Annotated in this window: 23 protein-coding genes and 1 tRNA gene; 3 read left to right on the forward strand and 21 right to left on the reverse strand. The window is 66.1% G+C overall.

Features of this window, described 5'->3' with window-relative positions:
• Nucleotides 1-81: 81 nt before the first annotated feature.
• The 3 genes from F8O06_RS10135 to F8O06_RS10145 all read right to left on the reverse strand — a co-directional run bounded on the left by F8O06_RS10135 (nt 82) and on the right by F8O06_RS10145 (nt 3,206).
• A complete protein-coding gene (locus F8O06_RS10135; protein WP_158038468.1) occupies nt 82-306 on the reverse strand; it encodes a hypothetical protein in 225 nt (74 codons plus the stop codon).
• A gap of 23 nt (nt 307-329) precedes the next feature.
• Nucleotides 330-1,484, reverse strand: a complete 1,155-nt coding sequence (locus F8O06_RS10140; RefSeq protein ID WP_158038469.1) for an inorganic phosphate transporter — start codon at nt 1,482-1,484, stop codon at nt 330-332.
• Between the two features lie 210 nt (nt 1,485-1,694).
• A complete protein-coding gene (locus tag F8O06_RS10145) occupies nt 1,695-3,206 on the reverse strand; it encodes an MFS transporter (protein WP_225733494.1) in 1,512 nt (503 codons plus the stop codon).
• A 232-nt stretch (nt 3,207-3,438) separates the two neighbouring features.
• Between F8O06_RS10145 and F8O06_RS12520 the strand changes: the two genes are divergently transcribed.
• Nucleotides 3,439-3,990, forward strand: coding sequence for a helix-turn-helix domain-containing protein (locus F8O06_RS12520; protein WP_318655629.1), 552 nt, complete (start codon nt 3,439-3,441; stop codon nt 3,988-3,990).
• Between the two features lie 6 nt (nt 3,991-3,996).
• Here the strand turns inward: F8O06_RS12520 and F8O06_RS10155 are convergent, their stop codons facing one another.
• From F8O06_RS10155 to F8O06_RS10165, 3 genes are all read right to left on the reverse strand, one after another.
• Nucleotides 3,997-4,641, reverse strand: a complete 645-nt coding sequence (locus F8O06_RS10155; protein WP_158038471.1) for a GNAT family N-acetyltransferase — start codon at nt 4,639-4,641, stop codon at nt 3,997-3,999.
• 83 nt (nt 4,642-4,724) lie between these two features.
• Nucleotides 4,725-4,812 (reverse strand) — tRNA-Ser (locus F8O06_RS10160).
• 67 nt (nt 4,813-4,879) lie between these two features.
• Nucleotides 4,880-5,551 (reverse strand): LysE/ArgO family amino acid transporter, encoded by a 672-nt coding sequence (locus F8O06_RS10165; RefSeq protein WP_158038472.1) that lies wholly within the window; start codon nt 5,549-5,551, stop codon nt 4,880-4,882.
• A 73-nt stretch (nt 5,552-5,624) separates the two neighbouring features.
• On the opposite strand from F8O06_RS10165, the gene F8O06_RS10170 reads away from it, so the two are divergent.
• Both F8O06_RS10170 and radA read left to right on the forward strand, forming a co-directional pair.
• Complete coding sequence (locus F8O06_RS10170; RefSeq protein ID WP_225733472.1) at nt 5,625-6,599, forward strand: LysR family transcriptional regulator ArgP; 975 nt, start codon at nt 5,625-5,627, stop codon at nt 6,597-6,599.
• Nucleotides 6,600-6,656: 57 nt separating this feature from the next.
• Nucleotides 6,657-8,024 (forward strand): DNA repair protein RadA, encoded by a 1,368-nt coding sequence (gene radA, locus F8O06_RS10175; RefSeq protein WP_158038473.1) that lies wholly within the window; start codon nt 6,657-6,659, stop codon nt 8,022-8,024.
• A gap of 10 nt (nt 8,025-8,034) precedes the next feature.
• On the opposite strand, the gene F8O06_RS10180 is transcribed toward radA, so the two are convergent.
• The 15 genes from F8O06_RS10180 to tilS form a co-directional block, all read right to left on the reverse strand.
• Nucleotides 8,035-8,718: a hypothetical protein gene (locus F8O06_RS10180; RefSeq protein WP_158038474.1), complete on the reverse strand. Its 684-nt coding sequence runs from the start codon at nt 8,716-8,718 to the stop codon at nt 8,035-8,037.
• 9 nt (nt 8,719-8,727) lie between these two features.
• On the reverse strand, nt 8,728-9,291 hold the full coding sequence (locus F8O06_RS10185) for an amino-acid N-acetyltransferase (protein WP_192496919.1): 564 nt from the start codon (nt 9,289-9,291) through the stop codon (nt 8,728-8,730).
• 82 nt (nt 9,292-9,373) lie between these two features.
• A complete protein-coding gene (locus F8O06_RS10190; protein ID WP_158030707.1) occupies nt 9,374-11,872 on the reverse strand; it encodes an ATP-dependent Clp protease ATP-binding subunit in 2,499 nt (832 codons plus the stop codon).
• Between the two features lie 139 nt (nt 11,873-12,011).
• Nucleotides 12,012-12,299 carry a hypothetical protein gene (locus F8O06_RS10195; protein WP_158030706.1) on the reverse strand — a complete coding sequence of 96 codons (288 nt, stop codon included), beginning with the start codon at nt 12,297-12,299 and terminating at the stop codon, nt 12,012-12,014.
• 10 nt (nt 12,300-12,309) lie between these two features.
• Complete coding sequence (gene lysS, locus F8O06_RS10200; RefSeq protein WP_158038475.1) at nt 12,310-13,866, reverse strand: lysine--tRNA ligase; 1,557 nt, start codon at nt 13,864-13,866, stop codon at nt 12,310-12,312.
• On the reverse strand, nt 13,863-14,825 hold the full coding sequence (gene panC, locus F8O06_RS10205) for a pantoate--beta-alanine ligase (RefSeq protein WP_225733473.1): 963 nt from the start codon (nt 14,823-14,825) through the stop codon (nt 13,863-13,865). Before panC ends, lysS begins: the two co-directional genes overlap by 4 nt.
• Complete coding sequence (locus tag F8O06_RS10210) at nt 14,822-15,550, reverse strand: DUF2520 domain-containing protein (protein WP_158038476.1); 729 nt, start codon at nt 15,548-15,550, stop codon at nt 14,822-14,824. The genes panC and F8O06_RS10210 overlap by 4 nt, the downstream gene beginning before the upstream one ends.
• Complete coding sequence (locus F8O06_RS10215) at nt 15,547-16,110, reverse strand: DUF3180 domain-containing protein (RefSeq protein ID WP_158038477.1); 564 nt, start codon at nt 16,108-16,110, stop codon at nt 15,547-15,549. Before F8O06_RS10215 ends, F8O06_RS10210 begins: the two co-directional genes overlap by 4 nt.
• Nucleotides 16,110-16,619 (reverse strand): 2-amino-4-hydroxy-6-hydroxymethyldihydropteridine diphosphokinase, encoded by a 510-nt coding sequence (gene folK / locus F8O06_RS10220; protein WP_158038478.1) that lies wholly within the window; start codon nt 16,617-16,619, stop codon nt 16,110-16,112. Before folK ends, F8O06_RS10215 begins: the two co-directional genes overlap by 1 nt.
• Nucleotides 16,619-17,014: a dihydroneopterin aldolase gene (gene folB / locus F8O06_RS10225; RefSeq protein WP_158038479.1), complete on the reverse strand. Its 396-nt coding sequence runs from the start codon at nt 17,012-17,014 to the stop codon at nt 16,619-16,621. Before folB ends, folK begins: the two co-directional genes overlap by 1 nt.
• Nucleotides 17,011-17,835 carry a dihydropteroate synthase gene (gene folP / locus F8O06_RS10230; protein WP_158038685.1) on the reverse strand — a complete coding sequence of 275 codons (825 nt, stop codon included), beginning with the start codon at nt 17,833-17,835 and terminating at the stop codon, nt 17,011-17,013. The genes folB and folP overlap by 4 nt, the downstream gene beginning before the upstream one ends.
• Nucleotides 17,836-17,854: 19 nt before the next feature.
• Complete coding sequence (gene folE / locus F8O06_RS10235) at nt 17,855-18,439, reverse strand: GTP cyclohydrolase I (protein WP_158038480.1); 585 nt, start codon at nt 18,437-18,439, stop codon at nt 17,855-17,857.
• Entirely contained in the window at nt 18,439-20,439 is a 2,001-nt protein-coding gene (ftsH, locus tag F8O06_RS10240; RefSeq protein ID WP_158038481.1) for an ATP-dependent zinc metalloprotease FtsH, read from the reverse strand. Before ftsH ends, folE begins: the two co-directional genes overlap by 1 nt.
• 161 nt (nt 20,440-20,600) lie before the next feature.
• Nucleotides 20,601-21,152 carry a hypoxanthine phosphoribosyltransferase gene (hpt, locus tag F8O06_RS10245; protein ID WP_158030698.1) on the reverse strand — a complete coding sequence of 184 codons (552 nt, stop codon included), beginning with the start codon at nt 21,150-21,152 and terminating at the stop codon, nt 20,601-20,603.
• Nucleotides 21,153-21,209: 57 nt separating this feature from the next.
• Nucleotides 21,210-22,217, reverse strand: coding sequence for a tRNA lysidine(34) synthetase TilS (gene tilS, locus F8O06_RS10250; protein WP_225733474.1), 1,008 nt, complete (start codon nt 22,215-22,217; stop codon nt 21,210-21,212).
• Between the last annotated feature and the right edge of the window lie 158 nt (nt 22,218-22,375).

A 22,375-nucleotide genomic window follows, 5' to 3' on the forward strand; every position in this document is an offset into this window, starting at 1 on the left:
ACTCCTTGGTCCAACGGCCCAGGGCTGGGCTCGACAGAGTCGTCCCGGGTGCAGTCTGTGTGATGACGAGTCGTGTACGGCTCAGTGGAACTGCGGCACGATGAGCCACAGGGTGAAAAGTACGATGGCGACGCAGAGCGAAAAGCAGACCACTGATCCGGTGCGGGCGATCAAGTGTGCGTCGCCGGTGCTGTCGACCTGACCCGATTCCCAGAGCCGCAGTGCAGTGGCGTAGAGAGCACTGACGACGCTGGCGATCACGACTGCGACGACGAGGACGGTCAGAAAGCTGATGAGAGAAGGCATTGTTGTGTTCTGTTCCTTTCAGACTACGCAGCCGGAACAGTGGCCGGAACCGGCTCACCGGTGGTCTCGTGATTCACGTTGTCAGCGGTCACCGGGTTGCGATGCGACAGCCGGACGATGCCCCACACGATCGCGAGGGCGAGCACCGCGACGCCGAGGGTGCCGATCAGGCCGGTGTGAGCGAGCGCCGACGCCGCAGCCGACACCAGCGCCGCTGCGGGAAAGGTGACCAGCCAGGCGATGCCCATGCGGCCGGCGACTCCCCAGCTGACTCTGGCGCCTTTGCGTCCGAGCCCGGCACCGAGAATCGACCCGGAGCAGACCTGCGTGGTCGACAGTGCGAAACCGAGGTGGGAAGAGACCAGGATGGTGGTCGCCGAACTCGCCTCGGCGGCGAAGCCCTGTGGCGTGGTGATCTCGGTGATGCCCTTGCCCAGCGTGCGGATGACACGCCAGCCGCCGGTGTACGTACCCAGTGCGATGGCGAGACCGCAGGCCGCAATGACCCAGAACTCGGGACCGCTGCCGGTGGGCTGTATGCCCGCTGCGATGAGCGTCAGCGTAATGATGCCCATCGTCTTCTGCGCGTCGTTCGTGCCGTGCGAGAGGGCGACCAGCAGAGCGGTCGCGGTCTGGCCGTGGCGGAATCCGCTCTCGACTTTCTTCGCATCCATCTTGCGCACGATCGCTAGGATGATCTTGACCGCGCAGAACGCAGCCAGACCTGCGACCACCGGCGAGACGAACGCCGGCAGCAGCACCTTCGTGAACACGTTGAAGAAGTTCACGCCCGAGGTGCCGACCGCAACGATCACGGCACCGACGAGGCCACCGAAGAGCGCGTGCGATGAGCTGGAGGGCAGGCCCACCAGCCAGGTCAGCATGTTCCAGATGATGGCACCCACGAGACCGGCGAAGATGACCTCAGGTCCGATCACCACCCCGCCGTCGCCCTCGTTGATGATGCCGCCCGAAATCGTCTTGGCGACCTCGGTCGACAGGAAGGCGCCGATCAGATTGAGAATGCCAGCGGCGATGACTGCGGTCTTGGGCTTGAGCGCCCCAGTGGCAATTGAGGTGGCCATGGCGTTCGCCGTGTCATGGAACCCGTTCGTGAAGTCGAATGTCAGCGCCGTGGCGACGACCAGCACGACGACGATGATTGTGGAAGCATCCATCTGAGCTTCGTGGTTCCCTTCTGAGAGACCAATACATGATTGTCTCGACGAGGTCTCCGGGAACTTCCCCCGATATACGATTCGTCGACTGCAATTGCCGAGTCTGCGCCCCTAAGGTTACGGGAAGGAAAACCTCAAGCGGCCTTCAGGCAACCAACGTGCAACTACAGTCTAGATGCTGATATCGGGTCAGATACTTGTGGTCGGGTCTCAGCGTTTCGGCAGCACGAACCAGGCCGCCGCAGCCGCCGCCAGCATCAGCACCGCAGCGATGACCGACGTCATGGTGACGCCTCCTTCGAACGCAGCATTGGCCACGCGCATGAGCTCCGCGCCGAGATCGTTCGGCAGCGACGCAGCGACCTGCTCGGCGCCGGCGAGCGTCTCTCGGGCGCGTGCGCCGGCATCCGCATCGACTCCGCCAGGCACGACCAGCGCGCCGCGATAGTGCGCCGTGAGCAGCCCGCCGAGCAGCGCCGTGCCTAGCACGGCTCCGACTTCGTATGCCGTCTCTGAGAGTGCGGATGCCGCCCCGGCTCGGTCTTTGGGTGCGGCCGAGAGAATGAGGTCGTTCGAGAGCGTCTCGGCCATGCCGACGCCGACGCCGAGAATGACGAAGGCGATGAGGACGATCTGCCAGGCGGATCCGGCGCCGAACGCAGCCATGAGCACGTAGGCCGTTGCCGAGAGCAGCACCGATCCCGTGATGATGACGCGCGCCGTGACGCGCTTGGACAGCGGCACGACGGCGAATCCCGCGATGATCATCAGCACGATGCCCGGCAGCAGCACCACCCCTGCCGCCAGCGGGGTGAGGCCGACGACGATCTGCAGATGCTGGCTGACGAAGAAGAGAAAGCCGACCATCGAGACGACGCTGAGCAGGTTAACTGCGATGCTGCCGCTGAAGAGCGGGTTGCGGAACAGCGTGAGGTCCAGCAGCGGCACGGGGCGACGAAGCTGGCGGCGCACGAACCAGGCGCCGACGGCGAAGCCGACCACGATCGAGACGATCGGCTGCAGACCGAAGCCCTGAGCCGCGAACTCCTTGATGCCCAGCACGATGGCGACCAGCGCGACGATCGAGGCGAGCATTCCGGGCACGTCGATGGGGCCCGGATGCGGGTCGCGGGACTCTCTGACGAGCAGCGGCGTCAGGATGAACAGCGGCAGCAGCACAGGCAGTGCGATGAGGAAGATCGCGTTCCAGTGGAAGTGCTCCAGCACCACGCCGCCGACCAGCGGGCCTGCGGCTGAGCCCGCCGAGAAGCATCCTGCCCACACGGCGATCGCGACTCGGCGCTGGTTGCGGTCGCGGAAGATACCGCGGATCAGGGCAAGCGTCGACGGCATCAACATGGCGCCGAAGACTCCCGTGAGGCCGCGCAGCAGGATCAGTTCCAGCGCGGTCGTCGCAAATGCGCTGGCAACAGAGAAGACGGCGAACCCGGCGGCCCCGATGAGCAGCAGGCGGCGACGGCCGATGCGGTCTCCCAGGCTGCCCATCGTGACGAGCAGGCCGGCGAGCACGATCGAGTAGGCGTCGATGATCCAGAGCTGCTGTGCGGCGTCCGGCTCAAGTGCCTCGGCGATGTGCGGAAGCGCGAGGCTCAGCACAGTGTTGTCGATCGAGACCAGCAGCACCGGGAGCATCAGCACCGCCAGCGCGATCCAGTCTCGAGCCGTCGCGAGCGGGGGCGTCTCGACCGATTCTGCCCGCAGACTGCCTGCGGCGCGGTGGTCGGTTTCTCTGACTGCTTCAGGGGATTCGTGCTGCCTCACACGAGATACTGTACCGTACGGACGGTATAGTTGCCATAGGGGCACAATGGAGTGAGCTGAGCAGACGACGACACTGGTGGCGAAACCGGCAACGACGCATACGACCGAGCCGATGACTCGCAGGACGTCGAGTATGACATCCACCAGACCGACCACAGGAGCGAAGATCAACGTGAGTGACAGACCGGCCCGCGAGCGGGTGCTCGACGCATACATCGACCTGCTGCTCGACTCCGGCGAGCGCGCTGCGACGCTTGAGGCCGTCGCCGAGCGCGCCGAGGTCTCGAAGGGCGGGCTGCTGTATCACTTCGCGTCGAAGAGCGACCTCGAGCGCGGGCTGCTCGAACGTCTCGACGCACTGATGGACGAAGACGTGCACAGCCTGGAGGGCACCGCGCTCGAGACCGTCGAGAACTTCTTGCGGACGTCGAACAACGCCGGCACTCCGCTCGATCGGGCTCTGCTCGCGACCGTTCGTCTTGCGCAGGGCAGCGAGGCGGCGCAGCAGGCCCTTCACGACGTCAACCAGCGCTGGCTGACCCTGCTGCGCAACACGGTGCACGACGAAGATCTCGCTCGCACGATTCTTCTGATCAGCGACGGCATCTACTATGGCTCGGCGCTCTCACAGGTGCCAGCCGCGCAGCAGCTCGCTCCGACCCAGCGCGACATGGAGTCGGCGATCGTCGTGGTGCGGCAGCTGATGCAGGCCGCTGAGGGCTGAGCCCGCTCACGCCGCCGGCCCGCTGAGCGTGATCGGTTCCGCCGGTGCAGCATCCACACGGGCCTGCAGCCCCTCACGCACCCGGGGCCAGTCGGCTGCGACGATCGAGAAGATCGCCGCATCACGCCAGCTGCCGTCAGCACGCGGCTGATCACGCCGCGAGATGCCCTCGAAGGTGGCGCCCAGCTTGAGGATCGCCCGCCGCGAATGCTCGTTGCGGGCGTCGGCCTGAATGCGCACTCGCCCGAAGCCGTGGTCGAACGCGAGGCTGAGCAGCAGCAGTTTCGTCTCGGCATTGACCGAGGTGCCCCAGACGTGCGGATGGTAGGCCGTCCAACCGAGGTGCAGGCGCTCCTTATGCAGCTCGAAGTCGGTCAGAGAGCTGGTGCCGATGACGTGCCCGTCGTCAGGGCCGTCGAGCACCCGCACGACGAACGGCAGCCCCACCCGCCACGGATAGTAACCTCGCGCCCACTCGATGAAACTCGGCAGGTCGGCATGATAGTTGGCTGCTCCCCCGCCATAGCCGTCTGCGAAAATCTCGGGGCGCCCGATCGCCGCGTGCAGGGCGGGCAGATCCTGTTCGGTGAGCGGGTCGAGGCGGATGCGGTGGCCGAGCAGGTGCTGCGGCAGCGGTGAGATGGCAGTCATGTGAGCACTGTACTCTGCCAAGGCGAACAGACGACGAAGGCCCCGCACCCAGTTAACACACTGGATACAGGGCCTTCGACCTGTGGCGGTGACGGCGGGATTTGAACCCGCGGTAGGTTGCCCTACACATCATTTCGAGTGATGCACTTTCGGCCGCTCAGACACGTCACCGCAAGCAAATATAGCGGAGTCGGGCCGACTCGCCAAATCGCCCGAGGCACAGCCGACAGAGACGACGTCAGAATCCGAGCAGCAGCCGCAGCCCCAGCGCGAACATGATGACGGCGATACAGATGTCCAGGATCTGCCAGGCCCTCGGCTTCGCGAAGAGCGGCCGCAGCATCCGCGCACCGAACCCGAGCGCGTAGAACCAGATGAAGCTCGACAGGATCGCCCCGGCGGCCCACCACCACGGGTGCGTCTGGTGTTGCGCGAGCGAGCCGAGCAGCACCACGGTGTCGATGTAGACGTGCGGGTTCAGCCAGGTGAACGCCAGCACGGTGAGCAGCACCGAGATTAGCGAGCGGCGACCGTGGGCTGCATCGGTCTCAGCATCGGTGTCGTCAGCACCTGTCACTGCCTCTGTCCCGGCATCGACGGCCATCGCCGTCGGCTTCAGCGCCCGCTTCGCCGCGAGCGCGCCGTACCCGATCAGGAACGCCGCACCGACCACGCGAATCACCGTCATCACCACCGGCAGCGACTGCACCAACGCGCCGACCCCGGCCACACCCGCGATGATCAGCACAGCATCCGACAGGGCGCACACGGTGACGACCGGCAGCATCACCGACCGACTCGCAGTCACCCCCAGCCGCAGCAGATAGGCGTTCTGACTGCCGATCGCGACGATCAGCGAGAGACCGGTCATTAAGCCGAGCGCCGACGAGAGCAGGAGTGAGTTTTGCATGCTTCGATCGTCACCCGAGTCGTAGATCAAGTCCAGCTAATCCATCTAAACCTGCATTAGATACTCTTCATACATGATGTCTTTTCAACTCGACCACGCCGCCACCCTCGTGGCTCTCGTCGACGAGGGCAGCTTCGAACGTGCGGCCCGCTCTCTGCATGTGACTCCCTCGGCAGTCTCGCAGCGCATCCACGCGATGGAAGAGGCCGTCGGCAGCGTGCTCGTCCAGCGCACCACGCCGGTCGAGCCGACGCAGGCTGGCCGCGTGGCTCTGCGCTACGCCCGTCAGCTGCTGCTGGTGAGCGCGGATGCAGCGCGTGCGCTCCGCCTCGACGGCGGCGGCCCGGCGGCGGCGCGGCGCGGCGACGGAGAAGCCGGGGATGCGGCCTCGAACCTGACGATCACCATTCCGATCGCAGCGAACGGAGACAGTCTCGCGACCTGGTTCCTTGGTGCGCTGGCCGCGACTCGCGATCGAATCGACGCGGTGTATGACATCCGCCGAGAAGACGAGGAGCTCGCCACTCGACTGCTGCGTCGAGGCGAGGTGATGGCGGCCATCACGACGACGGCGAAACCGGTGCAGGGCTGCACGAGCACACCTCTCGGAATGATGCGCTACCGGGCGGTGTCCTCGCCCGGCTTCTCCGAGCGATGGCGGCGAGATGCAGACGACACGACAGCCGACAGCCCGCGCGGCTGGCCTCTGCGCCGGCTCGCACCGATGATCAACTTCGACCGCTCCGACATGCTGCAGCAGCGCTATCTCGACTCAGTGCTGGGCAAGGCCGCCCAGCCACCGAGCCATTATGTTCCCGCCGCGCAGGACTTCGGCGACGCCATCGTGCTCGGTCTCGGCTGGGGCCTGCTCCCAGACCAGCAGGCCGACGAGTGGCTGCGCGCGGGCCGACTCGTCGAGCTCATGCCCGGTTCTGCAGTGCACGTGCCGCTGCACTGGCAGCGGTGGAAGCTGCCCTCCGACGCGCTGGAGCTGCTCAGCGAAACCGTCGTGGCACACGCCGCGCAGAGCCTGCTGCGCAACGAGTAGCGCAGGTGGGAACGCCCCAGCCCTCTCCATGTCAGTGGGGTCGCCTACTGTGGACGCATGGCGAAGAACACAATTGCTCCGTACCACTGCACAGAGTGCGGCTTCAAGGCGTCGAAGTGGGTCGGCCGATGCCCCGAATGCCAGGCTTGGGGCACCGTCGTCGAGGTCGGCACGCAGACCGGCATCGTCAGCGGCCGCCGCGGGTCGGTGCAGATGGTCGATGCGTTGGGCGCGCTGCCGACGCTCGACGCAGACCGCCTCGCCCGGCCGATCACTGAGCTCTCGTCGCATGATGCCACACACGTACCGACCGGCATCGGCGAGCTCGACCGTGTGCTCGGCGGCGGCATCGTCCCGGGTGCGGCCATTCTGCTCAGCGGTGAGCCCGGCGTCGGCAAGTCGACCCTGCTGCTCGAAGTCGCCGCACGCTGGGCTGCCGAAGAGCGAACCGTGCTCTATCTGACCGCCGAGGAGTCCACCGGGCAGGTGCGCCTGCGTGCCGAACGCACCGGAGCCGTGCACGAGCATCTGCTGCTCGCCGCCGAGACCGACCTCACGGCCGCGCTCGCGCAGGTCGAGGCGGCACAGCCGTCACTGGTCATCGTCGACTCGGTGCAGACGATCACCGATGCGAGCATCGAGGGCATCCCCGGCGGCACGGCTCAGGTGCGAGCCGTCGCGCACACCCTGACCCGTGCGGCGAAGCAGTGGGGCATCCCGCTGCTGCTCGTCGGCCACGTCACCAAAGACGGTTCGATCGCCGGCCCGCGTCTGCTCGAGCATCTCGTCGACGTCGTCTGCCAGTTCGAGGGCGACCCCCAGACCTCACTGCGATTTCTGCGTGCGCACAAGAACCGTTTCGGTTCGATCGACGAGGTGGGATGCTTCGAGATGGGAGGCGAAGGCATCCGTGAGGTGCCCGACCCCTCAGGGCTGTTCCTCACCCGAGGCAGCGACGTGCCGGGCACGATAGTCACCATCGCGATGGAGGGTCGCCGCGCGCTGCCGGTCGAGATTCAGGCACTGGTCGTGTCGTCGACTGCGCCGCAGCCACGTCGGGTCACCAACGGGCTCGACTCATCGCGCGTCTCGATGCTGATCGCCGTCCTCGAGCGTCGTGCGGGCATCACCGTGAGCAATATGGAGGTCTACGTCTCAACTGTGGGCGGGGTGAAGGTGACCGACCCGGCCGCCGACCTGCCCATCGCACTGGCCATCGCATCCGCCGCCACCGGGCGTGCGATCGACGAACACACCGTCGCCTACGGCGAGATCAGCCTCGCCGGTCAGGTGCGCCGCGCCGCGCAGTCGGCCCAGCGCGCCGACGAGGCCGTGCGCCTTGGATACGCCACCCATCTCGATGACCGCAGCGTCTCAAGCCTGCACGAGGCACTGGCGAGAGCACTGCAGCCCCGCAGGGTGTGATGTGGGCGCCCTACTGCATGATGAACGCGTACTGCTCAGACGAGCGGCCGACGATCGTGGCCTGCACCCAGTAGGTGCCGGTCACTGACGCGTGACGGTCTTTCGAGCAGGCCGAGCCGTCATTCATCGAGAGGTCCCATGAGACCGTTCCGGTCAGCGGTTTGCCTGGTTCCAGCACGTTCATGGCGTCAGAGGGATTCGCGATGCACGGCGTCGACTTCCAGATCTCGGCTGGCCCGGAGCCCACGACCAGCTCCTGCTGCGACGTGCCGACATTGGCCGAACACGGCGCGGAGGTGATGTTCGAGACTTCGTACACGAAGACCGGCTGCTGTGAGAACGAATACTGGCCCTTCTCGGTCTTCACGCTCACCGAGAGTTCGCCGGGGTCACAGGTCGGCACTGAGCCGGGATCTGCCGACGGCGTGGCCGAGGCAGCAGATTCGGTCTTCTGCGCATCTGCGCTCTTCGCTGCGTCGTCGCTCGTGGGGTCTGCAGATCCTGTGCTCTGCGGCTCGCTCGTCTGCGAGGTCTGTGCAGCCGAGTCTGCATCGTTGCTGCCATTCCTGCCACTGCTCGTGGCACAGCTCACCGCCCAGACGACGAGCAGAACGATGACGACCAGCAGAACGAGTGCTGCGAGACGCCTGCGACGATAGACCGCGGGGGAAGGACGTTTCGACGTGGCATGCATGGTTTCAGACTACCGATCGGCGGTGTCTTCGAATCGCCCCTGCTGGGCTGGCTCATCGCCGTTCGACGAGTCGTGGTCGAGGTGCAGGATCATGCGGGTGTTGCCCAAGGTGTTCTGCTTCACACGCTGCAGCTCGAGGAACTCTGCCACGCCTTCGTCGGGCGACCGCACGAGCTCGACGTAGGTGTCGGGGTCGACGCCGGGATCGAGCATGCGGGTGAAGCCGTTGCGCGTGAAGAAGTCGACCTCGAAGGTCAGGCAGAAGATGCGCCACACCCCGATCGTGCGGCCGCGCTCGATGAGCGCTGACACCAGCTTGTGACCGATACCGTGCCCCTGCGCGGTGCGGTCGACGACGAGGGTGCGAATCTCGGCGAGATCCTCCCAGAAGATGTGCAGAGCGCCCGCGCCGACGACGCGGCCGTCGAGCTCGGCGACCAGAAACTCCTGCGTCGCCTCGTAGAGCACCACCAGCTCTTTGCCGAGCAGTACGCGTTCCTCGACGTACGGAGTGATCAGGTCGCGAATGGCCTGAATGTCACTGGTGCGGGCGGAGCGAATCAAAAGAGCCATGCCCCCCAGAATAACCCCTGGAGGGCATGGCTCCTCTGTTCTGCAGCACCGCGTCCCGTCTCAGAGACTCGGCATCGTGCGTCTAGAGCACCTGTGTCGCAGCGATCTTGCCCTGCTCCGGCTCAGGCCCTTCGCCATCGACGACCGTGAACGTGAAGTCGTTCTTGTCGTCGACGTCGACGTCGATCTTCTGCCCGGCCGAGATCTCGCCGCGCAGAATGCGTTCAGAGAGCTGGTCTTCGATCTGCACCGAGATGGCACGACGCAGCGGGCGCGCACCGAGAGTGGGGTCGTAACCGATCTCGATGAGCTTCTCTTTGGCCGAGACGCTGAGCTCGAGGCGCAGGTCACGATCGTAGAGTCGGTCGTTGAGACGCTTGACGAACAGATCGACGATCTGCAGCAGCTCTTCTTTGTCGAGGGCGGGGAAGACGATGATGTCGTCGACGCGGTTCAGGAACTCGGGCTTGAAGTGCTTCTTCAGCTCGTCGTTGACCTTGCCCTTCATCATCTCGTAGCTGACGGTCTGGTCGTTCTCGACCTGGAAGCCCACGGGCCCGCCCGAGATCTCTTTCGACCCCAAGTTGGTCGTCATGATGATGACGGTGTTCTTGAAGTCGACGCTGCGGCCCTGACCGTCGGTCAGGCGACCCTCTTCGAGAATCTGCAGCAGCGAGTTGAAGATGTCGGGGTGAGCCTTCTCGATCTCGTCGAACAGTACGACGCTGAACGGGTTGCGTCGCACCTTCTCGGTGAGCTGTCCGCCCTCTTCGAACCCCACGAAGCCCGGAGGGGCACCGAACAGACGTGAAACGGTGTGCTTCTCGCCGAACTCGGACATATCGAGAGAGATGAGCGCGTCTTCGTCGTCGAACAGGAACTTCGCGAGCGCCTTGGCCAGCTCGGTCTTGCCGACGCCGGTGGGCCCGGCGAAGATGAACGACCCGCTGGGGCGCTTCGGGTCTTTCAGACCGGCGCGCGTGCGGCGGATGCTGCGAGAGAGCGCCTTGATGGCCTCTTTCTGCCCGATGACGCGTTGGCCGAGCTCCTCTTCCATGAAGAGCAGTCGCGACGACTCCTCTTCGGTGAGTTTGAAGACGGGGATGCCGGTGGCCTGAGCCAGCACCTCGGCGATGAGCCCCTCGTCGACCTCGGCGTGCACCTCTTTGTCGCCCTTGCGCCATTCCTTCTCAGACTTCAGCCGCTCGCCTAGCAGCTTCTTCTCCTGGTCGCGCAGGCTGGCGGCCTTCTCGAAGTCTTGGTCTTCGATGGCCTGCTCTTTGGCAGCACGCACTTCGGTGATCTTCTCGTCGAACTCACGCAGCTGCGGCGGAGCGGAGAGCACGCTGAGGCGCAGACGAGCACCGGCCTCATCGATCAGGTCGATGGCCTTGTCAGGCAGGTGCCGATCTTGAATGTATCGGGCCGAGAGATTCACCGCGGCAACGATCGCACCGTCGGTGATCTTCACCTTGTGGTGCTTCTCGTAGCGCTCGCGCAGCCCCTTCAGAATCTGGATCGAGTGCTGCAGGCTCGGCTCGCGCACCTGCACCGACTGGAAACGGCGCTCGAGAGCGGCGTCTTTCTCGAAGTACTTGCGGTACTCGTCAGTGGTGGTGGCTCCAATGGTCTGCAGCTCGCCGCGGGCGAGCATCGGCTTGAGGATGCTGGCCGCGTCGATCGCGCCCTCTGCGGCACCAGCGCCGACGAGCGTGTGAATCTCGTCGATGAAGATGATGATGTCGCCGCGGTTCTTGATCTCTTTGAGCACCTTGCGCAGTCGCTCTTCGAAATCGCCACGATAGCGCGAACCCGCGATCAGCGCCGAGAGGTCGAGGGTGTAGAGCTGCTTGTCTTTCAGCGTCTCGGGCACTTCGCCCGAGACAATGGCCTGTGCGAGCCCCTCGACGACCGACGTCTTTCCGACGCCCGGCTCGCCGATGAGCACCGGGTTGTTCTTGGTGCGGCGGCTGAGCACCTGCATCACGCGCTCGATCTCGCGCTCGCGCCCGATGACCGGGTCGAGCTTGCCGTCGCGGGCCTTCTGAGTGAGGTTCTCGCCGAACTGGTCGAGCACCTGCGAGCCCTTGGCCTGCGTGCCTCCTTCGGCGCCCACGCCGGCGAGCTGCGCGTCTTTGCCGTTCTGGTAGCCCGCAAGCTGCTGCACGACGATCTGACGCAGCTGCGTCAGATCGACGCCGAGTTTGACGAGCACCTGGACGGCGACGCCCTCGCCCTCGCGGATCAGCCCGAGCAGGATGTGCTCGGTGCCGACGTAGTTGTGGCCGAGCTGCAGAGCCTCGCGGAATGAGAGCTCGAGAACCTTCTTGCCACGCGGGGTAAACGGAATGTGCCCCGTCGGAGGCTGCTGGCCGACGCCGATGATGTCTTCGACCTGCTCACGAGCTTCGTCGAGCGTGACGCCGACCTGCTCCAGCGACTTGGCTGCGACACCCTCGCCCTCGTGCAGCAGCCCGAGCAGCAGGTGCTCCGAGCCGATGTAATTGTGGTTGAGCATCTTGGCCTCTTCCTGGGCCAAGACCACCACGCGGCGGGCGCGGTCGGTGAAACGTTCGAACATGGCATCTCCTTCGCGGTTTGCCGGTTATGAACATCAAACCAGAAACCCGCCGCAGATCGGGGCGTGTTCGCCGTGGGCTAAGCGCACACCGGCGACTGCGTCTCCGCTCGCGTCCTGCTCGGCGACGAGAAGAGTCAGGTCAGCGGTCGGTGGCTGCGTCTGCGTCAGACGGATGCTTCGGCCGAGCCTGTGCGTCAGCCGACGAAGCGGGGCGCGCGACTGCGTTCGCCTGCCGATCGCTGTCCGGGAGCGCACCATAGCGCTCGGCAAACCGGGCCTCTTCCTGCTGTTCCACGCTCTTGCGCACCTTGCGCTCAGTGCGGTCGGCTCGCAGCACCGACCGAAAGGTGTACCAGAACAGCACGCCGACCAGCGCCGTGGGTGTGATCGCCCACAGGGCCGCCGTCATCCATTCCTGCGCACTCATCGCATCCCCTTTATCGCACCAGCGGGAACAGCACCGTCTCGCGGATGCCGAGGCCGGTCAGAGCCATCAGCAGGCGATCGATGCCCATGCCCATACCGCCTGCAGGCGGCATGCCGTACTCCATGGCGGTCAGAAAGTCTTCGTCGACCTGCATCGCCTCGGGGTCACCGGCTGCGGCCAGCAGTGACTGCTCGACGAAGCGCTGTCGCTGAATCACCGGATCGGCGAGCTCGGAGTAGCCGGTGGCGAGTTCGAACCCGCGCACGTAGAGATCCCACTTCTCGACGACACCGGGCTTCGAGCGGTGTGCGCGCGTGAGCGGGCTGGTGTCGAGCGGAAAGTCCATCACGAACGTCGGACGCGTCAGCCCCGGCTTCACGTAGTGCTCCCAGAGCTCTTCGACGAACTTGCCGTGCGTGGCGGTCTTCGGATCGAGCATGATGCCCACGGCGTCGGCCAGCGACGACAGCTCGGCGACCGAAGTCTCGACCGTGATCTGCGGAGCACTGCCGGTGCCGGCCCACTGAGCGGAGAGCTGCTCGTTGAGCGAGCCGTACAGGTCGATGCGATCCCAGTCACCCGAGTAGTCGTGCGCCGTGCCGTCGCTCCAGACCACCGTCTCGTCGCCGGTCGGGCTGGATGCCTTCGCCGCGTTCTGAATCAGCTCCTGCGTCAGATCGGCGATGCTGTTGTAGTCGCCGTAGGCCTCGTAGGCCTCCAGCATCGCGAACTCGGGGCTGTGCGTCGAATCGGCGCCCTCGTTGCGGAAGTTGCGGTTGATCTCGAACACGCGATCGATGCCGCCCACGAGGGCACGCTTGAGAAAGAGCTCGGGGGCGATGCGCAGGTAGAGATCCATGTCGAAGGCGTTCGAATGCGTGACGAACGGACGCGCCGAGGCACCGCCGTGCACCGTCTGGAGCATCGGCGTCTCGACCTCGACGAAGCCGTGTTCGGCGAAGGTATGGCGCAGCGAGGCGTTGGTGTGCGCGCGGGTGAGCACCATCTCGCGGGCCGCGTCACGCGCGATCAGATCGAGGTAGCGGTTGCGCACGCGGAACTCTTCGCCGAGCTCGCTGTGCAGATTCGGCAGCGGGCGGATCGCCTTCGAGGCGATCTGCCAGCGGTCGACGAAGACCGACAGCTCGCCGCGCTTCGACGCGATCACCCTGCCGTGCACGAAGAGGTGATCGCCGAGATCGACCAGCTCTTTGAACGCGGTGAGTGACTCTTTGCCCACCTCGCCCTGGCTGAGCATCGCCTGGATGCGCTCCCCGTCGCCCGCCTGCAGCGCCACGAAGCACAGACGCCCGGTGTTGCGCACGTGGACGACGCGGCCGGCGATGCCGACGATGTCGTCTGTCTCTTCACCGGCCTCGAGATCGGCATGGCCCTCACGCACGGCATGGATGCTCGTGGTCACCGGCACACTCACCGGGTAGGCGTCGCCCTCGGCCAGCAGACGATCGCGCTTGGCCAGACGCACCTCGCGCTGCTCGTTCGAGTCAGCCGCCAACTGCTGTTCGGCGCTGAGCCCCTGCTCGCCGGTCACATCGTGTTCGGTCATGCGTTCTCCTCCGTTGATGGCCCGGCGATCTCTACCGCAGCGTTGTCGATAAGTCTCACCTGGCCGACACGTGCGGCCAGAATCACTCTGGCGGCGCCGGCGACATCGTCTGCGACCGGCACGAAAGTCTGTGGTTCTACGATCTCGAGATAGTCGACCTCGATGCCCGGCTGTGCCTCGAGCAGAGAGAGACCGACACGTTTGGCCTCGCTCGGCAGAGCCCCGTCGACGCACTGCCGCTGCACGGCGAGCACGGCCTTCGAGAGAAACAGCGCAGTGACACGTTCGGTCTCGCTGAGCCGGGCGTTGCGACTCGACAGCGCCAGACCGTCGGTGTCACGGCGAATCGGCACCGGCAGAATGCGCACGGGCAGGTTCAGATCGGCGACCATGTTCGTGACCAGCACGAGCTGCTGAAAGTCCTTCTCGCCGAAGGCGGCCACATCAGGCTGCACGATGTTCAGCAGCTTGTTGACCACTGTCAGTGCACCGGCGAAGTGCGTCGGTCGCGTCTTGCCTTCGAAATAGCGCCCCGGCAGACCAGGCAGGATGCTGGTGCGCAGCTCGCCCTGCGGGTACATCTCGGTGGGCGTGGGGGCGAACACCGCGTCGACTCCGACGGTGGCGAGCAGCTCGACATCGGCATCCAGCGTGCGCGGATAGGAGTCATAGTCGTCCCCCGGTGCGAACTGCGTGGGGTTGACGAAGATCGACACGATCACCGTGTCGACCTCCTGCTGCAGAGCATCGACGAGCGAGAGGTGACCCGCGTGGAGCGCACCCATGGTCGGTACGAGCCCGACCGTCAGCCCCTGTTCGCGCAGGGCGCTGACGTAGGCATGCATCTCGGCGAGACGGTGCATCACGACCGGCCCGAGCGGTCGGGCGACATCGGCGCTGACTGGATCCGCTGGGATCGAGGTGCCGGCTTCTTCGGGTGACGTGGACAAAACGCTCATCTCTCGTCTGGGCGGAGGTCGGTCAGACCGGGGTTCGAGTCTGGCCACTGGGATCGGTCGAGGGCCGCATCCACCGATGACTGAATCACCGAACGGATCAGCCTGGCAGGGTTCTGCACACCGATCTCGCGCAGCAGACCCGTCGACTGATCGACGATCGCACGCGAGAAATCGCCTGCGACCGCACGCGCTTCAGCATACACCGAGCGGTCTGCGTCACTGATCGGCACCGGGTCGCCGCCCATCTCTATCACCAGGGCCTGTGCGATCGGAGCCACCGCGGGAGGCGCCGACACCGCGAAGGCCGCGCCGTGCATCCGCTGCACATCGAGCCCGGTGTCGGTGAGCTGCACCGCCGGGCTCACCGCCAACGGAATCACGCCCTGCCGTGCGATCGGATCGAGCACGCGTTCGCCGAACTGCGGCGCAGTGTGCAGGGCGAGCTGCCCCGGACGCCACAGCTGCGCAGCGGCGGTGCCTTCGACGAAGACGGCGAGCTGATCACCGGGAAGGGCGAGCACGACCAGATCGGCCCGTTCAATCACCTGCGCCTCATCGACGACCGGCACCTGCGGCATCGCGGTCTCGAGACGATCACGATGCCGTTCTGACGAGGTCGAGACGGCAACGATGCGATGGCCGGCTCCGGCCAGGGCCAGCCCCAGCGCGATGCCGACCGCGCCTGCGCCGACCACACCGACGTCGAGTCTGGGCGCCTGGCTCACAGTCGGCTCCTGGTGCGCGCGGGCGCCGGATCGATCGGCCCGGTCGCCGGAGTGCCGGACTTCGGGGTGCCTCCGCGGCCCTGGTCGTCGCCGTCGCTCGGCGGCAGCCGACACCAGAGCTCGGCGACCACGCCGCAGATCGCGAGCACGAGCGATGCGCCCGCTGTGACGACCAGCGGCAGCACGATGCTCGCACTCGGCGTCGCCGGAGGAATGAGCGCTAAGATCAGCAGGCCCACGAACACCCCGCTCAGCCCAGAGGCGCTCACCGAGCTGGCTTTGGCCAGCAGCAGTGCGCGTGTGGCGAAGAACGGATCGATCGCCTCGACGTTCGAGCTGCCGTGCTCTCGCAGCTCGCGGTCACGGGCTCGGGTGCGAGACCGCACTCTCCAGGCCATGCCCAACACGACGAGCGCGATCACGATCAGCGCCCCCGGAAGGGTCCACGGTGGCAGCAGCTGACGCTGGCCGAGCTGCACGAGACTCGCCTGGCCGGCCCAGCCCAGCGCCGCGAAGATGCCGGCGATCAGGACCAGGGAGCGAATGCGGGTGGTGCCCATCAGCTCTCCTGTCCCTCAGACCGCACGCGGGCGAGCAGCTCGACGATCGGTGTGCCCGAGAGCGTGGCAGTGGGATCGATCTCGGCCCAAGGCGCGAGCACGAAGTCCCGTTCGGCCGCGCGTATGTGCGGCACGGTGAGCTCGGCGGTCTGCAGTCGCACCCCCGGGATGTCGACGATGTCGAGATCGAGCGTTCGATCGCCCCAGCGCACATCACGGCGTCGGTGGTGACGCTGCTCGATCGCCTGCAGCGCGTGCAGCAGCGGCAGTGGCTCAAGCGTCGTCGAGATGAGCGCCACTGCGTTCGCGAAGCGCGGGCGCGACGGATCGGGTCCGTCCAGCGAGACCGCGACCGTCTCATGGATGCGGGACATGCGTTCGACAGTGATGCCCGCCGTCGCGCCGAGATCGCGCACCGCCGCCTGCAGAGTCGCTCCGGTGTCGCCGAGATTGCTGCCCAGCGCGATCACCGCAGCACGGGACGCAGAAGGCTGCGAGTTCTCGTTCATCAGCGCTGCCTGCGAATGGTCAGAGTCACATCGCTGAATGCGACGGTGATCGGCGCCTGCGGTTTGTGCACCGTGATCTCGACCGCCTGCACCCCGCGCAGAGCCAAGAGATCGCCGGCGATCAGCTCGGCGAGGCGTTCGATCAGATCGACCGGCTCGCCGGTGATGCGTGCATTGATCAGCTCGGCGGCCACCCCGTAGTCGACTGTGTCATCGAGTCGGTCGCTGCGCCCCGCAGCACGTGTCGACACTTCGAGCACCGCATCGACCGTGAACCACTGCCCGTCTCTGCGCTCGGCAGGAAACACCCCGTGGCGTCCGCGGGCGCGCACGCCGCTCAGCCGGATGAGGTCTGGCGACTCCACCGCATTCGTCTGCGCTGACTCTGCATTCATCGGAGCTCCCCCTCTGTCGGGTCGAACAGGTCTGCCGCGGTCAACGCTGCGGCAGTCGATGCGACGTCATGCACGCGAAACCCCCACACTCCGCGGTGCGCCATCAACGCCGAGATCGCAGCCGTGGCAGCGTCCTTGGCCCGCAGCACCGCTGCAGGATCGGCATCTGGTTCACGCAGCGCCGCCGGCAGCAGCCGTCCGACGAACCGCTTGCGGCTCGCCCCGATCATCACCGGCAGTCCGAACGCGAGCAGTCGGTCGAACCCGTTGATGATCTGCCAGTTGTGCTCGGCGTTCTTGCTGAAGCCGAGACCCGGGTCGAGAATGAGCCGTGAGTCGTCGATGCCCGCGTCACGCGCCGCCTCGACGCGCTGCTCGAGCTCGGCGAGCACCTCGCCGACCACGTCGTCGTAGTGCGCGGGTGCGTGCCCCGGGGTGAGCAGGCCGCGCCAGTGAGACAGGATGAGCCTGGCGTCGGTGTCGCTGACGGCATCGAGCATGTCAGGGTCGGCAAGACCGGCCGAGACGTCGTTGATGTAGCCGGCGCCTGCCCGAGCCGTCGCCAGGGCCGTCGCGGCGTTCATAGTGTCGATGCTGAGCGTGACGCCCGCCTCGACGAGCGGTCGCACCACTGGCAGGATGCGCTGCTGCTCGACCTCGACCGGCACGCGCTGGCTGCCGGGTCGGGTCGATTCGCCGCCCACATCGATCAGGTCGGCGCCCTGCGCCGTGAGGTCGAGGCCATGGCGCACCGCGTCTGCCGCCTCGAGCCAGCATCCGCCGTCGCTGAACGAGTCTGGAGTGACATTGAGCACACCCATGATTCTGGGACGGGCCGATTCAGACCTCACGGCGCTGGCCTTCCGTCGACAGATCGGACAGCGCTGCCAACGCCTGTGTCTGCCCTGCGGGCTCTCTGAGCTCGCCCCGTGCGGCGACGGTGATCGACACGGCCTCATGCTGACGGGCTCCGCGCGCGCTGACGCAGTCCTGGTGCAGACGCAGGGTGACGAGCGCACCGCGTGCGTCGATGCCGGTCATCAGCGCATCGGCGATCTGAGCGGTGAGCGTCTCCTGGACCTGCGGCCGCGAGGCCAGCAGATCGACCAGATGCGGCAGCGTGCTGAGCCCGACGATGCGCTCGTTCGGCAGATACGCGATCGAAGCCGTGCCATACATCGGCAGCAGGTGATGCGCGCACAGCGAGCGAACAGTGATGCCCGTCATCGCGACCAGATCATGCGACTGCGCGACGATGGTCTTCTCGAAGAGCACGGCGGGGTCTGCCGACACACCGGCGAACAGTTCGGTGGCTGCCTTGGCGACGCGCGCTGGCGTGTCGCGCAGCACGTCGTCGTCAGGGTCCAGCCCGACGGCGATGAGAAAGCTGCGCACCGCCTGCTGCGCGGCGACCTGGTCGACCATCACTTGCCTTCGGGCGACTGTCCTTCGCCGGGCTGGTCTGCGGCAGTCTGGTCATCGCTCTGAGCGCTCAGCTCGGTGTCGGCCTGCACCTTCTGCGGCACCGCGACCGGCGGCAGGGTCGACACCGGGCGATCGGTGTTCGACAGCCACTGCGGGCGCTCTGGCAGCTTCTGCACGTCGGCGAAGATCTCGGCGATCTCTTTCTCGTTCAGCGTCTCGCGCTCCAGCAGCTCGGTGGCGAGGCGGTCGAGCACGGCACGGTTCTGCGTCAGTGCCTTCCAGGCTTCGGTGTTGGCCGCATCGAGCAGCTGACGAACCTCGAGATCGATCTGTTCGGCGACGCCGTCTGAGTACTCGCGACCGCCGCCCATGCCTCGGCCCATGAAGACCTCGCCGTCGGGCTCGCCGAGTTTCACGGTGCCGAGCCTCGAGCTCATGCCGTACTCGGTGACCATCTTGCGAGCCGTGTCAGTCGCCTTGTCGATGTCGTTCGAGGCACCGCTCGTCGGATCGTGGAACACGATCTCTTCGGCCACGCGGCCGCCCATGGCGTACGAGAGCTGATCGAGCAGCTCGTTGCGTGTGACCGAGTACTTGTCGTCCATGGGCAGCACCATGGTGTATCCCAGCGCGCGACCGCGCGGCAGGATCGTCACCTTGGTGACCGGGTCGGTGTGGTTCAGCGAGGCAGCGACCAGGGCGTGACCGCCCTCGTGGTAGGCGGTCACCAGACGCTCGTGGTCGCGCATCACGCGTGACCGCTTCTGCGGGCCGGCGATCACACGATCGATGGCCTCGTCCAGGGCTCGGTCGTCGATGATCTGGGCATTCGAGCGCGCTGTGAGCAGGGCGGCCTCGTTGAGCACGTTGGCGAGATCGGCTCCGGTGAAGCCCGGGGTGCGCTTGGCGACCAGCCCGAGGTCGACGTTGTCGGCCAGAGGCTTGTTCAGCGCGTGCACTTCGAGGATCTTCTTGCGGCCGGCGAGGTCGGGAGCCTCGACAGAGACCTGACGGTCGAAGCGACCGGGGCGCAGCAGCGCGGGGTCGAGAATGTCCGGGCGGTTCGTCGCCGCGATCAGGATGACGTTCTGGTTGGGATCGAAGCCGTCCATCTCGACCAGCAGCTGGTTCAGCGTCTGTTCGCGCTCGTCGTGGCCTCCGCCCATGCCTGCGCCGCGATGGCGGCCGACGGCGTCGATCTCGTCGATGAAGATGATCGCCGGGGCGTTCTCTTTGGCCTGCTCGAACAGGTCGCGCACACGCGAGGCGCCCACGCCGACGAACATCTCGACGAAGTCAGAACCCGAGATCGAGAAGAACGGCACGCCGGCCTCTCCGGCCACGGCCCGAGCGAGCAGGGTCTTACCGGTTCCGGGAGGGCCGTAGAGCAGCACGCCCTTGGGGATGCGCGCGCCGACTCGACGGAACTTCTCGGGCTCACGCAGAAAGTCTTTGATCTCTTCGAGCTCGGCGAGGGCCTCGTCGACGCCTGCGACGTCTTTGAACGTGACCTGCGGGTGGTCTTTGGTGACGATCTTCGCCTTCGACTTGCCGAAGTTCATCACACCGCCGCCGGCACCGCCCTGCATACGCGAGAGCAGGAACCAGAACACCACGCCGATCAGCAGGAACGGGATCAGCGTGATCAGCATGTTCGTGAAGATGTTCGGCTGCGTCACGGTGTCGTCGTAGCCGTCGCTCAGGTTCGCGTCGTTGACGGCCTTGACCACATCGCTGCCACGGGCCTGGGCGTAGTAGAACTGCACCTTCTTGCCGTGATCCTCGAAGTCATCGTTGAGGGTCATGTCGACGCGCTGCTCGGCGTCTTTGATCTCGACCTGACTGGCTTTGTTCTCTTGCAGCAGAGTGAGCCCCTGCGAGGTGGTGATCTTCTGATAGCCGCCGAACATGCTGGCGATGTTCATGCCGATCAGCACGATGATGAGAGCCGCCACAATCCAGAAGATCGGGCCCTTGGTCAACCGTTTCAAAGCGTTCATAGATTGCGGGCAGCCCCCGAATCCTTCCGTACGTTGGTGCGATAGAGCCTAATAGTACTTGAGGTGTTCTGCGGCGTTCTGCGTGTTCGCTGTGAGCACTCGCCCCGGTCGGCGTCTGAGCACCCCGGCGTTCGAGCCGCCTGCGTACGGCAGACGCAGAATCAGCTGTACACCTCGGGCTTAAGGATGCCCACGCCTTTGACGTTGCGGTAGCGCTCGTCGTAGTCGAGCCCATAGCCGACGACGAAGTCGACCGGGATGTCGAAGCCCACGTACTTCACGTCGATGTCGACCGCGAGCGCCTCGGGCTTGCGCAGCAGCGCGCAGATCTCGATCGACTCGGTGCCGCGCGAGCGCAGATTCTTCTGCAGCCACGAGAGCGTGAGCCCCGAGTCGATGACGTCTTCGACGATGAGCACGTGTTTGCCGTGCAGGTCGGTGTCCAGATCTTTGAGAATGCGCACCACACCCGACGACTTCGTGCCCGAACCGTATGACGAGACGGCCATCCAGTCCATCGTCACCGGCAGCTTCAGCTCGCGGGAGAGATCAGCCATGATCATCACCGCGCCCTTGAGCACGCCGACGAGCAGCACGTCCTTGCCCTGGTAGTCCTTTTCGATCTCGCGCGCCATCTCGGCAACCCGCGTGCTGATCTGCTCCGGGGTGAGCAGAACCTCTTTCAGATCGTTCTGGATGTCAGCAAGCTCCATGTGTGTTCGACTCCTCAGGGGTGTGATCGGGAAACGGGTCGGAACCCGTTCACCACTCTAGTGCGCACGAGCGCACGCCCGCACTTCGCCCTCTGCCCTCCACACGCGACCGCCAGGCACGTCGAGCGGCCCCTGCCCATGCCAATCGGTCGCCAGGCGCAGCGTCTCACGCACATGCCGACGTGCAGGAGCGCGCCCGGTGGCTCGTTCCAGCATCCCCTTGACGACCCGAGTCGCGAGGCCGGCCGGCAGGCCGCGCAGCATCTCGACCGGCAGCGCTCCCGGCTCGCACGCGTTCAGCCGGTCGATCGCCAGCGCATCGAGGACGGCTGTGTCTTCGTCGAGCAGGTCGGCTGTGCGGGCGAGCGCCGCGACGATACCCGGGCCGAGTTCGCGTTCGAGCACGGGCAGCACCCGGTCACGCACCCGCACCCGAGCGAATGAGGCGTCGTGGTTCTGCGGGTCGTCCCATGAGTCGATGCCCTGCGCCCGACACGAGGCACGTGTGGTCTCGCGACGCAGGCCGAGCAGCGGACGCCCCAGTCTTCCCACCAGCGGGCGCATGCCTCGCAGCGAGGCGGCGCCCGAACCACGGGCGAGCCCGAGCAGCACCGTCTCGGCCTGATCGTCCATGGTGTGCGCCAGCAGGATCAGATCGCTCTGCGTGGCAACCCGCTCGCCTTCGAGTGCCGCATACCGGGCCCGACGAGCTGCGGCCTCGGGCCCGCCTGCGTCGCCGACCTCGACTCGACTCACATGGGCGAAGGATGCCCCAAGGGCCAGCATCTCGGCCTGCGCCCGTCTCGCCACGGCTGCGCTGCCCTGCTGCAGCCCATGATCGACGGTGAGCGTTCCCCAGGCGATGTCCAGTCGTGGCGCCACGTGCGCGACGGCCGCCGCCAACGCCAGCGAGTCGGCCCCGCCGCTCACTCCGACGAGTACGCGCCCGATGCCAGCCGGCGCCGATGAGACAGACTGCTGCAGCATCCGCCGCACATCGTGTCGGATCGCAGCGGTGGCCGCGTCAAGCGACGGGCGACGCTCCATGGGGCGCTGTTCAGGCATGTGCACTAATCTAGTGCGGGGGTCGGAGCGACGCCGAGCGACTGCTGAGTCACGGTGTCGCACGCAGCATCGGCCACCGCTCGACATCCGAAAGACACGGGCGCTCGCCCCGACGCCGACAGCCGGCGCACCAGGGCACGCCGCACAAGGAGACAACC

The organism is Pseudoclavibacter sp. CFCC 14310 (assembly GCF_008831165.1).
GTDB lineage: Bacteria > Actinomycetota > Actinomycetes > Actinomycetales > Microbacteriaceae > Pseudoclavibacter_A.